We start from the raw sequence: 12,316 nt of genomic DNA, 5'->3' as shown, positions 1-12,316 counted from the left end.
GATGGCATCCGCAAAGCGGGCCATTTTTCGCAACGCCATCCTAAGGACGCGTCAGATCGGGACCCGATGGGTGTTCTTCAACTCGTCGAGCGCGAAGCTGGAATTGACGAAACCGACACCGGGCAGGCGCAGCAAAGCCTTTTTCAGGATCTCCTCGTACTGGCGCACGCTGCTCGTCAGCACGCGCAGCACATAGTCGTGGTCGCCGGTCATCGAGTAGCATTGCACCACCTCCGGCATGTTCTTCACCGCCTTCTCGAATTCCAGCAGCGTCGCCTCGTCGTGCTGCTTCAGCCGCACGAAGCAGAAGACCGAAACCTCGAAACCGACGAGCTTCGGCTCGATCGTGACGATGCGGCCGCGGATGATGCCCTGCTTTTCCATCTCCTTGATACGCCGCCAGCACGGCGTATGGCTGAGCCCGACGCGCTCGCCGATCTCGGCGACCGTCAGTTCCGGCTCGGTCTGCAGAAGCCGAAGGATCTTGCGGCTCGTCTCGTCCAGCGTGCCATCGCCCATCTCAGAGCAGCCCGCGTGAGGCAAGGTTGCGCATCAGCGCGGCGATGCCGAAGGTCCAGGGTGGGGCTTCGGTGGAAAGACGCACGGTGTTGACCAGGCTGCCGAGCGCTGCATTCGAGATCGCGACCCGGTCGCCTTCCTTGTGCGTGAACCCCTGCCCCGGCGCGTCGCGGTCCTCGACGGGCGCAAAGAGCGTGCCCATGAACAGCATGAAACCGTCAGGATATTGATGGTGCCTGCCGATGGTCTGGGAAACGAGGTCGAGCGGATCGCGGCTGATCTCGCGCATCGTGCTGCGGCCCTTTAGCACGAAGCCGTCCTCGCCTTCGATGAGAAGATCGAGATCGGCCGTGCGCACGTCGTCCATCGAATAGGTCTCGTCGAACAGGCGGATGAACGGACCGATGGCGGCGGAGGCATTGTTGTCCTTCGCCTTGCCGAGCAGCAGCGCCGAGCGGCCCTCGACGTCGCGCAGGTTCACGTCGTTGCCGAGCGTCGCACCCTTCACGCGGCCCTGGCTGTCCACCGCAAGCACGATCTCCGGCTCGGGATTGTTCCACCGCGAGACCGGATGCAGCCCGACCGAAGCACCCCAGCCGACCGAGGCAAGCACCGGCGCCTTGGTGAAGACCTCCGCATCCGGGCCGATGCCGACCTCCAGATATTGCGACCAGACGCCCTCCTCGATCAGCGCCGCCTTGACCTTCGCCGCAGCCTCCGAGCCGGCCTTCAAGTCGCGCAGGCTGTCGCCGATGATGGCCGTGACGCGACCGCGCATCTTATCCGCCAGCGCCGGATCGCCCGCCGCCTTTTCCTCGATCACCCGTTCGATCATCGAGCGGGCGAAGGTGACGCCGCACGCCTTCACCGCCTGAAGATCGCAGGGCGCGAGCAGGTGAAGGCGGGAAAAGTTGCCGGCGCCTTCGATGGAGGCCTCCAGCACGGCATCGAGCGTGCCCAGGGATTCGCACGCCGTCGCGCGGGCAGCCGCGGCCGGATCGTCCTTTTCCAGGAGATCGCGCATGGTCGGCACGTCCCTCGACGTGATGTCGCAAAGCCTGCCCTCCCGCAGCACCACGACCGCCGGCCCCTGTACATCGGGCCGCCAGACGCGGCCGACATAGGTTCCCCGCGAAAAATCTCCTGCCGTCACCGCCACGCGCCGCTCCTCCCGAATTTCTCGTCAGGAGTTCTAGACCGAAAAGGAGGGGAGCGAACAGGGCGAAGGCACGATTTGCGCAAACCGGAAAGGGATGGCGGGCGCGCCGCCATCCCCCTGACCTTACGCCGGCCGCGTGCGCACCGCCGAGACGATGGTGAGCGCGGCGAGGAACAGCACGACACCGCTGGCGACGAAGACGCTGGTCACGCCGTTCGCATCGAACAGCGCGCCGCCGGCGGCGGCGCCCGTCGCGATGGCGAAGTTGATCGCCGCGACAAAGAGGCCGCCGGCGCTTTCGGCCTCGTCCGGCACGGCGCGGGTGATCCAGGTCGACCAGGCGACCGGCACGGCGCCGAAGGCAAGGCCCCAGAACGCGACCATGGCAGCATCGCCGGCAAGGCTGCCGCCGAAGGCCGAGAGCGAGAGCGCAAGCGCGCCCATCACCACCGGCATGATCGACAGGGTGAGGCGCATGGAGCGCTCCAGCAGCACCGCGCCGAGATAATTGCCGAAGAAGGTGGCGATGCCGAAGCCGAGCAGCACGGCCGACACGCCCTCGACGCCGACCCCCGTCACCGTTTCGAGGAAGGGCCTGATATAGGTGAAGAAGGCGAAATGGCCGGTGAAGACGAGCAGGATCGCGAACATGGCGAAGCCGACACCCGGCCGCGCCAGCACCTCGACCAATGTGCCGAAGCGCGAATGGCCGCGCGGCGGCAGCGAGGGCAGCGTCGCAAGCTGCACGACGAGGGCGATCGCCCCGAGCACGGCGGCGCCGAGGAAGACGTTCCGCCAGCCGACGATGTCGCCGACATAGCTTCCGACCGGCGCCGCGAAGACCGTCGCCGCCGAGACGCCGAGGAACATCACCGACAGCGCCTTTGCCACATAGGCTTCCGGCACCAGCCGCATCATGGTCGCCGCCGACAGCGTCCAGAAACCGCCGAGCGCCATGCCGAGCAGCACGCGGCCGACGAGCAGCATGGCGAGGTTAGACGACATGGCCACGAGCAGGTTGGAAAAGATCAGCAGCACCGAAAGACCGATCAGCACGAGCCGCCGGTCGAGATTTCGCGTGATCACGGTGATCACCAGGCTCGTCACCAGCGCCACGGCGGCCGTCGCCGTCACCGCCTGGCCGGCCATGCCTTCGGAAATCCGAAGATCCGCCGCCATCGGCGTCAGGAGGCTGGCCGGCAGGAATTCCGCCCCCACCAGCCCGAACACGCCGAGCGTCATCGCCAGAACCGCCCCCCAGGCCGGGCGGGCATCCGCCTCGCTCTCCGGCGCTACGATTGTTGCATCCGTCATCTGCCATCCCTTTCCTGTTGCAGTGCGTGCCCCAACAGGTGGGTTGAAATGCAGGACGCACAATGTCATTTTATCCGCAATGTTTGATCCATCGTCCGACGCCTCCAAAAATGCCCATGACGCCGTCAGCGAACTGCTGATGGGCATGCGCCTGCGCGGGGCGAGCTACGGCCGCCTTCAGCTCAGCCCACCCTTCGGCGTCCGCTTTCCCGCGGGGCCGGAAGCCCGCTTCCATTTCGTCGCACGCGGCAAGGTCACGCTGCGCTCGCCGGGGGAAGCCCAGCGTGAGCTCGGGTGCGGCGATGCCGTGCTCCTGCCGCGCGGCGAGCCGCACGAGATCGTCACCGGCCCGAACGTTTCGCTGCGCGACTATGAAAGCTACACGCGCAAGCCGCTCTGCTCGGACGTCGCGGCGGTGGAGGCCTGCGTCAAGGAGACGAACCGGGAGAACGACACGCTGATCTTCACCGGCCGCATGGAGTTCGAGCTCGACACGCTGCACCCGCTGGTCGGCCTCATGCCGCAGGTCATGTCGGTCGGCGCGCTGATCGGCCGCCAGCCGGAACTGATGCCGCTGCTCGACGCTATGGAGCGGGAAATGGCGGAGGAGCGCGTCGGCTCGGCCGGCATCCTCGCGCGCCTTGCCGACGTCATCGCCGCCTCCATCGTGCGCGGCTGGGTGGAATGCGGCTGCGGCGATGCGACCGGCTGGATCGAGGCGCTGCGCGATCCGCGCCTCGGCCGCGTCATCGCCGCCCTCCACCGCGAGCCCGGCCGCAGCTGGACGCTCGCCGAGATGGCGCGCGAGATGGGCAGCTCCCGCTCGGTCTTCGCAAAGCGCTTCGTCGAGGTCACTGGCGTCACCCCGCAACGCTATGTCCTCGTCTTGCGCATGCGTCTTGCCGAACAATGGTTCCGCCGCGACAAGCTGTCGATCGACACCGCCGCCCGCCGCCTCGGCTTCGGCTCCCAAGCCGCCTTCGCCCGCGCCTTCAAACGCATCGTCGGCGAACCGCCGGGAAAAGCGCGCAGAAAGGCGACGACCGGTGCGGCAGAGAATGGAAGAACGGGGAGGAAAAATGGTGCTGCTAGAGAGATTTGAACTCTCGGCCTCTCCCTTACCAAGGGAGTGCTCTACCCCTGAGCTATAGCAGCATCTTGCGAAGCAGAAGGCTGCTTTCGCGTGAGCGAGGGCCTATTGCCACAGGTGATCGGGCAGTGCAAGCCGCCGCTTGCGATTATTGCAACAAATCGGATGCGGCATATGCTTTTTTCACAGCGCCGGTTTCGCTAGAAGGAAAGGCATGAGCGGCAAGGACGATACGAAAAGCGGGAAGATCAGGACGGAAGCGGAGATAAGGGCGGAGCGGCTGGCCAAGACGCTGCGCGACAATCTCCAGCGCCGCAAGCAGCAGGCGCGCGCCCGGCGGGCGGGCGCGGCGGACGAGACGACGGGACTGCCCGGCGGGCTTCCTGCCGCAAAAAAAGACGAATCGGACGGTTAGTCGCACATGTCTTCATCACGAAGGCGACGGGGATGGTTCGCGACCGGCGTGCGTTTCACCACGCGGCCGGCATGCTCTTCATTTTTCGATCGCGATGCTCTAAAGAAGCCGCCATCTCCGAAAGCCGATATTCTTTGAGAAAGGCGGGCCCGGCCCGTAGTCATATATGGATCGTATCAGGATTGTAGGCGGCAACGAGCTCCGGGGCGTCATCCCGATCTCCGGCGCCAAGAACGCCGCGCTGCCGCTGATGATCGCGTCGCTCCTCACCGACGACACGCTGACGCTGGAAAACGTGCCGCACCTCGCCGATGTCGAGCAGCTTATCCGCATCCTCGGCAATCACGGCGCCGACATTTCCGTCAACGGCCGCCGCGAGCGCCAGGGCGAGGGCTATTCGCGCACGGTCCACTTCACCTCGCGCAACATCGTCGATACGACCGCGCCCTACGAGCTGGTCTCGAAGATGCGCGCCTCGTTCTGGGTCATCGGACCGCTGCTCGCCCGTGAGGGCAAGGCCCGCGTCTCGCTGCCCGGCGGCTGCGCCATCGGCACGCGCCCAGTCGATCTCTTCATCGAGGCGCTCGCCGCCCTCGGCGCGAAGATCGAGATCGATCTCGGCTATGTCGAGGCGACGGCGCCCGAAGGCGGCCTGATCGGCGCGCGCTACACCTTCCCGAAGGTCTCGGTCGGCGCGACGCATGTCATGATGATGGCGGCGACGCTGGCCCGCGGCACGACGGTCATCGGCAACGCCGCCCGCGAGCCTGAAGTACAGGACCTCGCCAAGTGCCTCAACGCCATGGGCGCGAAGATATCGGGCGCCGGCACGGCGACCATCACCATCAAGGGCGTCACCCAGCTTTCCGGCGCACGCCACCGAGTGCTGCCCGACCGCATCGAGACCGGCACCTATGCCATGGCTGTCGCCATGACCGGCGGCGACGTCGTGCTGGAAGGCACGGATGCGGCGCTGCTCGACACGGCGCTCGAAACGATCCGCCGCTCGGGCGCCGAGATCACCGCCACTGAGAGCGGCATCCGCATCGTGCGCAACGGCGGCGGCATCAAGCCGGTCGACGTGGTGACCGATCCCTTCCCCGGCTTCCCGACGGACCTGCAGGCGCAGTTCATGGGCCTGATGACCAAGTCCAGCGGCATTTCGCACATCACCGAGACGATCTTCGAGAACCGCTTCATGCATGTGCAGGAACTCGCGCGCCTCGGCGCAAAGATCTCGCTCTCCGGCCAGACGGCCAAGATCGAGGGCGTCGAGCGGCTGCGCGGCGCACCGGTCATGGCGACGGACCTGCGCGCTTCCGTCTCGCTCGTCATCGCCGGCCTTGCCGCCGAGGGCGAGACCATGGTCTCGCGCGTCTACCATCTCGACCGCGGCTTCGAACGGCTGGAAGAGAAGCTCACCCGCTGCGGCGCCGTCGTCGAGCGCGTCAGCGACTGATCTTTCGCGCGGCGGAGTTGCAGACCGCCGCGCGCCGTCCTATCTCGTTCACGACGATAGGGATGCCGCGCAACGGCGGCATCTCCCGGGAAGGACACAAAATGGACAGCCTGAAACTGCTTGCCCTCGACACGGAAGACCTTTCCGTCGTCTCGGCCCACCTGCAGGACGCGGTCTTCAAGACCGACGGCCTTGCCTATGACGCCCGCCACCATGTCTTTTCGGTCGCCGTCAATCGCTTCGTCTGGGAAAAGGCGGGCGCGCGCGGCAAGAGCTTCGAGCGCCGCCGCGCCGTCGTCGCCTTCAAGCGCGTCAACGCCGTGCGCTCGCTCGGCATCGACCGCAAGGATAAGGACGCCGTCTTCTCCCTGCTCGCCGTGAACTTCGCCCAGAACGGCGAAGGGCCGGACGGAACGCTGGAACTCGTGCTCTCCGGCAATGCTTCCATCGCGCTCGATGTGGAATGCGTCGAAGTTCAGCTTGCAGATACCGGCGGAGCATGGGAAACCAGCTTGAAGCCCCGCCATCCGGCGGTTTGAAGCATGGTCCGGCGCTTTCGCCGGTGGACGACAGGGACTTGAACGACTTGGCGATCAGACTTGACTACCAGAGCAGCGATTTCGAAAGCCGGTTCGCTGCCTTCCTGACCACCAAGCGCGAGGTCTCCGAAGACGTCAACGCCGTCGTGCGCACCATCATCGAGGATGTGCGCGCCCGCGGCGACGCGGCGCTGGCCGACTATTCCAGGAAGTTCGACGGCCTCGATTTCGCCACCACCTCCATGCGCGTGTCGCTGGAGGAGATCGACGCCGCCTTCGACGCGGTCGATCCGAAGATCATCGCCGCGCTCGAGCTGGCCGCCCAGCGTATCGAGAAGCACCACGCCCGCCAGAAGCCGAAGGACGACATCTACCAGGACGATATCGGCGTCGGCCTCGGCTCGCGCTGGACGGCGATCGATGCCGTCGGCCTCTACGTGCCCGGCGGCACTGCGAGCTATCCGAGCTCCGTGCTGATGAACGCCGTGCCGGCCCGGGTCGCCGGGGTGCCGCGCCTCGTCATGGTCGTGCCGGCCAAGGACGGCGCGATCAATCCGGCCGTGCTCGCCGCCGCGCGCATTGCCGGCGTCGACGAGATCTACCGCATCGGCGGCGCGCAGGCCGTCGCCGCGCTCGCCTACGGCACCGGGACGATCGCCCCCGTCGCCAAGATCACCGGCCCCGGCAATGCGTTCGTGGCCGCCGCCAAGCGTCAGGTCTTCGGCACCGTCGGCATCGACATGATCGCCGGCCCCTCCGAAGTACTTATCATCGCCGACGGCGACAACGATCCGGACTGGCTCGCTGCCGACCTTCTCGCCCAGGCGGAGCACGATGTCGGCGCCCAGTCGATCCTCGTCACCGACAGCGTGGCGCTTGCCGATGCTGTCGAGGCCGCCGTCGAGCGGCAGCTGAAGACGCTGGCGCGCTCTGAAACCGCCGCCGCCAGCTGGCGCGATTTCGGCGCCGTCATCCTCGTGCCGGAACTCGAAAAGGCCGTGCCGCTGGCAAACCGCATCGCCGCCGAGCACTTGGAGATCGCCACCGCTGATCCCGACGCGCTGATGCCCGGCATCCGCAATGCCGGCGCCATCTTCGTCGGCCGCCACACGCCGGAGGTCATCGGCGACTATGTCGGCGGCTCGAACCACGTCCTGCCGACCGCGCGCTCGGCCCGCTTCTCCTCCGGCCTTTCCGTGCTCGACTACATGAAGCGCACCTCCATCCTGCGCCTCGGGCCCGATCAGCTGCGCGCCCTCGGCCCGGCCGCCATCACGCTTGCCGAGGCCGAAGGGCTCGGCGCGCATGCCCGTTCCGTCGCCATCCGGCTCAACCTGGAGACATAGGGCATGGGCACGAAGGGCAGCTTCCGCCTCTGCGACGTGGTGCTGGACGATACGATCGGCCGTGCCACGCCCGATGTCGAGCACGAGCGCGCGGTTGCCATCTTCGACCTCATCGAGGAAAACACCTTCGAGCCGATCGGCCATGCCGGCGGTCCCTATCGCCTGAACCTGTCCCTTCTCGATTCCAAGCTCGTCTTCGTCATCCGCACGGAAGCCGGCGACGACGTCGCCACGCACATCCTCTCGCTGACACCCTTCCGGCGCATCGTGAAGGACTATTTCCTGATCTGCGAGAGCTACTACCAGGCGATCCGCTCGGCGACGCCCAGCCAGATCGAGGCGATCGACATGGGTCGCCGCGGCATCCACAACGAGGGTTCGCAGACGCTGCTGGACCGGCTTTCGGGCAAGATCAAGTTCGATTTCGACACGGCCCGCCGCCTCTTCACGCTCGTCTGCGTTCTCTACTGGCGCGGGTGAGCGGATGGAGGGCGTTTTCCCATCGCCTGACAAAGCCAAGTCACGAACGCCCGGTTCGGTCCTCTTCATGTGCCGCATGAATGCGGTGCGCTCGCCCATGGCCGAGACGCTGGCCCGCAGCCTGCTGCCCGGAACCTATGTCGCTTCCGCCGGCATCCGCCCCGGCGAGCGCGACCCCTTCGTAGATGCCGTTCTCGGCGAAGTCGGCCTGTCGCTCGGCCGGCATGCGCCCCATTCGCTCGACGAGCTGGAGGACGATTATTTCGACCTCATCGTGACGCTGGCCCCCGAGGCGCACCATGCCGCGCTGGAACTCACCCGTTCGATGGCCGTCGATGTCATGTACTGGCCGACGCCCGACCCGGCAGCCGCGACGGGCACGCGCGACCAGATCATGCATTCCTACCGCGAGGTCCGCGAGCACCTGAAGCTCCTCATCGAGAAGCGGCTGAAAGGCCCCGGCTGAGCCGCAAATAGCCGTAAACAAGGCAAATGCAGAAAGCCGGCGCTTCGGTGTTCACAAAGCACTGGGGATTGTGTAGTTTCCGGCAACTTTTTCGAGGCGGGCATAGAGCCTCCCCGAATCCACCCTCAAGGAATACCGCACAAAGATGGCAAAAGAAGAAGTCCTCGAATTTCCCGGCGTCGTGACGGAACTGCTCCCGAACGCCACCTTCCGCGTCAAGCTCGAAAACGAGCACGAGATCATCGCCCACACCGCGGGCCGCATGCGCAAGAACCGCATCCGCGTTCTCGCCGGCGACAAGGTGCTGGTCGAGATGACCCCGTACGACCTCACCAAGGGTCGCATCACCTACCGCTTCAAGTAAGCCGCTTCTCGCAGGCCCGGGGGCCGTACCCTCGCCCGGCCACGGCCGTCGTGCGAAGAGCGGCGCATCCCGCGCTTTCCCGGAGACATCATGGCGCAGACCGACAAGCTCATCCTCGCCTCCGGCTCGCCGCGCCGCGTCGAACTGCTCGCGCAGGCGGGCATCGAGCCCGTGCGCCTGATGCCGATGGACATCGACGAGACGCCGAAGCGCTCCGAGCATCCGCGCTCGCTGGCGCGGCGCCTGTCGACCGGCAAGGCGCAGGCGGCGCTGGCCGCCATCAAGGGCGATCCCGCCTTTGCAGGCAGCTACATCCTTTCCGCCGACACGGTCGTCTCCGTCGGCCGGCGCATCCTGCCGAAGACCGAGATGATCGACGAGGCATCGAGCGCGCTGCACCTCCTGTCGGGCCGCAGCCACCGCGTCTTCACCGGCGTCTGCCTCATCACGCCTGACCGCACCGTGCGCCAGAAGGTCATCGACACCAAGGTCCGCTTCAAGCGCCTGTCGACCACCGACATCGAGCATTACCTCGCCTCCGGCCAGTGGCGCGGCAAGGCGGGCGGCTATGCCATCCAGGGCATTGCCGGCAGCTTCGTCGTCAAGCTCGTCGGCTCCTACACGAATGTCGTGGGCCTTCCCCTCTACGAGACCCTAACGCTCCTGTCGGGCGAAGGCTTCGACGTGCACGCCGGCTGGGCGGACGCCTGACATGACGGACGAGACCCCGAAACCGGCCGCGAAGGTGGCGCCGCTGCGCAAGGCCGTGCCCTGCCCGATCTGCAAGCGCCCCTCGGCGCGCGAGCACTACCCCTTCTGCTCGAACCGCTGCCGCGACGTCGATCTCAACCGCTGGCTCTCCGGCTCCTACGCCATCCCCGTTGCCGACGACGAGGCAAAGGCCGAAGACGACGAGACGTGACAGCCCTGTCACACGACAAAAACGCAATCTTTTCCATAGCTTGCAAACCACCCCATTTTTCCGGCAAAAAACCGCCGATAGGGCTGGACACATTTTTGCAAGATGCTATAACCCCGCTCGCTTCCGGGGCGAAACCAAGCGCCCCACGGATTTCCAAGCGAAATCCACCTGGATGCCCGGATAGCTCAGTTGGTAGAGCAGCGGATTGAAAATCCGCGTGTCGGTGGTTCAAATCCGCCTCCGGGCACCATCACTTCCCCCACATGCAAGCAGCCGCTGCCCAACATCTCTCGATGCTGCGCGTTCCTCGCGCCACTCCCATCACCGAAACCGATGCATCTGTCAGCGAAACTCGCGTGAACCATGCCGCAAAACCGGCTAGACCTTGGCCGCTTCGTCCGGCCGGGCGAAGGCGGATTGCGGTTTGCCGGAGTGAATTTCATGAGCATCGTCGAAAGCCTCAGCCCCCGCTCGCTTCGGGCGCCGGAGAGCGGGATCGTCGAAGTCGTCAATTATGCGCGCGGGCGCGAAGGGTTGATCCCGCTCTGGGTCGGCGAAGGGGACCTGCCGACGCCGGAGTTCATTGCGCGCGCGGCGTCCGACGCGCTGCTACGGGGCGAGACCTTCTATACATGGCAGCGCGGCATTCCCGAGCTTCGGGCGGCGCTGTCGCGCTATTATGCGCGGCGCTTCGGCGCGGTGCTGCCGGCCGAGCATTTCTATGCGGTCGGCTCGGGCATGCAGGCGATCAAGCTTGCCATCGAGGCGCTCGTCTCGCCGGGCGACGACATGGTCTACCTGACACCGGCCTGGCCGAACTTCGCGGCAGCGGCCGAGCTTTCCGGCGCCAATCCCATTGCCGTGCCGCTCGATTTTGCCGGCGGGCGCTGGCAGGTCGATCTCGACCGCGTCGAGGCGGTGATCACGCCGAAGACGCGCGTACTCTTCGTCAACACGCCGTCGAACCCGACCGGCTGGACGGCGACGCGCGCGGACCTCGAAAACCTGCTCGCCATCGCCCGGCGGCATGACCTCTGGATCATGGCCGACGAGATTTACGCGCTCTATCACTATGCAGGCGGGCGCGCGCCCTCCTTCCTCGACGTCATGCAGGAGGGCGACCGGATCATCTTCGTCAATTCCTTCTCGAAGAACTGGTCAATGACCGGCTGGCGCGTCGGCTGGATCGTCGCGCCTCCGGAAATCGGCCAAGTGCTGGAAAACCTCATCCAGTACTCCACGTCCGGCGTGCCGCAGTTCCTGCAGCAGGGCGCGATCGTGGCGCTCGACGAGGGCGACGCCTTCGTACAGGCGAATATCGACAAGGCGGCGAGGAACCGCGATGTGTTCTGCGATGCGTTGATCGCCACCAACCGGGTGGAGACGCTGAAGCCGGACGGGGCGCTCTACGCGTTCCTGAAGATCGATGGCGTGACGGATTCGCGGCGGGCCGCGCTCGATATCGTCGACCGCACCAATGTCGGGCTTGCACCGGGCACGGCCTTCGGCCCCGGCGGCGATTTGTTCATGCGCGCCTGCTTCTTGCGGGACCCGAAACAGGTGGAAGAGGCGGCCGGCCGGCTCGCCCGCTACATCGCTGCGCGCTGAGGCGCGTCAGAGCCGGGCGAGCACGAAATCCGCACGCTCGGCCACCGGCACTTTCGGCAGGATGACCGTCTCGTAGCCGAGCATCGGATACGCCCTTTCCAGGCGCTCGTATTCGGCGCGCGCCGCGTCGAAGCCATGCCGGCGCTCGGGATCCCCGGCATAGATCTCCGGCCAGGGCGGCGTGAGGAAGACCCGGCTGTGGTAGCGGTGTTCCGCGCCAAGAGCGGCGAGGACCCGCTCGCCGCCGGCCTCCTCCAGCGCCGATGCGGCGTCGATCAGGCCGCGGTCGAAGAAGACGAGGCCGGACTGGGCGCGCATCGCCGCGCGGTCGGCAAGCGCGAGGGCCACGGCGCGGCGCGCGAAGGCCTCAAGGTCCAGCCATGGCAGGGCGCTGCCGCCCGCCGCCAGCTCCTGCTGCACGATGCGGCGGCCCGGCTCTTCCACGACGGCATGGCCGCGCCGAAGCAGTTCCTCCAGCAGGGTCGATTTTCCGCCGCCGGAGCAGCCGGAGAGCACGATGAAACGATCGGACATGATGTTGCCTTTCCGGTACGGAAGAAGGGTCGGCCGCTGCCGGTTGCATCTTGCCGGCGAGCGGGGTGATATGCCTGCAATTCAGGCGATTCGGAGAATGA

General features: G+C 66.4%; 15 protein-coding genes and 2 tRNA genes. 12 read left to right on the top strand and 5 right to left on the bottom strand.

From position 1 onward, the window contains the following. Positions 1–51 precede the first annotated feature (51 nt). The 3 genes from Q9316_RS02195 to Q9316_RS02185 form a co-directional block, all read right to left on the bottom strand. Positions 52–519, bottom strand: a complete 468-nt coding sequence (locus tag Q9316_RS02195; RefSeq protein WP_306033632.1) for an Lrp/AsnC family transcriptional regulator — start codon at positions 517–519, stop codon at positions 52–54. Between the two features lies 1 nt (position 520). Beyond that, positions 521–1,678 carry a fumarylacetoacetate hydrolase family protein gene (locus Q9316_RS02190; protein WP_306033631.1) on the bottom strand — a complete coding sequence of 386 codons (1,158 nt, stop codon included), beginning with the start codon at positions 1,676–1,678 and terminating at the stop codon, positions 521–523. A 123-nt stretch (positions 1,679–1,801) separates the two neighbouring features. After that, positions 1,802–2,992 (bottom strand): MFS transporter, encoded by a 1,191-nt coding sequence (locus Q9316_RS02185; protein WP_306033630.1) that lies wholly within the window; start codon positions 2,990–2,992, stop codon positions 1,802–1,804. 79 nt (positions 2,993–3,071) lie between these two features. Here Q9316_RS02185 and Q9316_RS02180 point away from each other — a divergent pair, with 79 nt between their 5' ends. Beyond that, a complete protein-coding gene (locus Q9316_RS02180; protein ID WP_306033629.1) occupies positions 3,072–4,094 on the top strand; it encodes an AraC family transcriptional regulator in 1,023 nt (340 codons plus the stop codon). Here the strand turns inward: Q9316_RS02180 and Q9316_RS02175 are convergent. Beyond that, a tRNA-Thr gene (locus Q9316_RS02175) sits at positions 4,073–4,147 on the bottom strand. The genes Q9316_RS02180 and Q9316_RS02175 overlap by 22 nt on opposite strands. Positions 4,148–4,296: 149 nt before the next feature. On the opposite strand from Q9316_RS02175, the gene Q9316_RS02170 reads away from it, so the two are divergent. The 11 genes from Q9316_RS02170 to Q9316_RS02120 all read left to right on the top strand — a co-directional run bounded on the left by Q9316_RS02170 (position 4,297) and on the right by Q9316_RS02120 (position 11,681). Beyond that, the gene (locus Q9316_RS02170) at positions 4,297–4,497 is read left to right on the top strand and encodes a hypothetical protein (protein ID WP_306033628.1); all 201 of its coding nucleotides are present in this window, start codon (positions 4,297–4,299) and stop codon (positions 4,495–4,497) included. Positions 4,498–4,663: 166 nt separating this feature from the next. Continuing rightward, positions 4,664–5,956: a UDP-N-acetylglucosamine 1-carboxyvinyltransferase gene (gene murA / locus Q9316_RS02165; protein ID WP_306033627.1), complete on the top strand. Its 1,293-nt coding sequence runs from the start codon at positions 4,664–4,666 to the stop codon at positions 5,954–5,956. Positions 5,957–6,057: 101 nt separating this feature from the next. Next, positions 6,058–6,495 (top strand): DUF2948 family protein, encoded by a 438-nt coding sequence (locus Q9316_RS02160; RefSeq protein ID WP_306033626.1) that lies wholly within the window; start codon positions 6,058–6,060, stop codon positions 6,493–6,495. Positions 6,496–6,542: 47 nt separating this feature from the next. Further along, on the top strand, positions 6,543–7,841 hold the full coding sequence (hisD, locus tag Q9316_RS02155) for a histidinol dehydrogenase (RefSeq protein ID WP_306033625.1): 1,299 nt from the start codon (positions 6,543–6,545) through the stop codon (positions 7,839–7,841). Between the two features lie 3 nt (positions 7,842–7,844). Beyond that, on the top strand, positions 7,845–8,321 hold the full coding sequence (locus tag Q9316_RS02150; RefSeq protein WP_306033624.1) for a UPF0262 family protein: 477 nt from the start codon (positions 7,845–7,847) through the stop codon (positions 8,319–8,321). Between the two features lie 4 nt (positions 8,322–8,325). Beyond that, positions 8,326–8,787: an arsenate-mycothiol transferase ArsC gene (locus tag Q9316_RS02145; protein WP_306033623.1), complete on the top strand. Its 462-nt coding sequence runs from the start codon at positions 8,326–8,328 to the stop codon at positions 8,785–8,787. A 145-nt stretch (positions 8,788–8,932) separates the two neighbouring features. Then, positions 8,933–9,151 (top strand): translation initiation factor IF-1, encoded by a 219-nt coding sequence (infA, locus tag Q9316_RS02140; RefSeq protein WP_004435948.1) that lies wholly within the window; start codon positions 8,933–8,935, stop codon positions 9,149–9,151. A gap of 90 nt (positions 9,152–9,241) precedes the next feature. Then, a complete protein-coding gene (locus Q9316_RS02135; RefSeq protein WP_306033622.1) occupies positions 9,242–9,862 on the top strand; it encodes a Maf-like protein in 621 nt (206 codons plus the stop codon). Position 9,863: 1 nt separating this feature from the next. Then, positions 9,864–10,073: a DNA gyrase inhibitor YacG gene (gene yacG, locus Q9316_RS02130; RefSeq protein WP_306033621.1), complete on the top strand. Its 210-nt coding sequence runs from the start codon at positions 9,864–9,866 to the stop codon at positions 10,071–10,073. Between the two features lie 174 nt (positions 10,074–10,247). Further along, a tRNA-Phe gene (locus tag Q9316_RS02125) sits at positions 10,248–10,323 on the top strand. Between the two features lie 191 nt (positions 10,324–10,514). Beyond that, a complete protein-coding gene (locus tag Q9316_RS02120; protein WP_306033620.1) occupies positions 10,515–11,681 on the top strand; it encodes a pyridoxal phosphate-dependent aminotransferase in 1,167 nt (388 codons plus the stop codon). 6 nt (positions 11,682–11,687) lie between these two features. Here the strand turns inward: Q9316_RS02120 and Q9316_RS02115 are convergent, their stop codons facing one another. Continuing rightward, positions 11,688–12,215: an AAA family ATPase gene (locus Q9316_RS02115; RefSeq protein WP_306033619.1), complete on the bottom strand. Its 528-nt coding sequence runs from the start codon at positions 12,213–12,215 to the stop codon at positions 11,688–11,690. Between the last annotated feature and the right edge of the window lie 101 nt (positions 12,216–12,316).

It is taken from the genome of Shinella zoogloeoides (assembly GCF_030733845.1).
Classification (GTDB): Bacteria; Pseudomonadota; Alphaproteobacteria; order Rhizobiales; family Rhizobiaceae; genus Shinella; species Shinella zoogloeoides_C.
The sequence above is the reverse complement of the archived record's forward strand: the minus strand, read 5'-3'. Positions and strand labels throughout refer to the sequence as shown.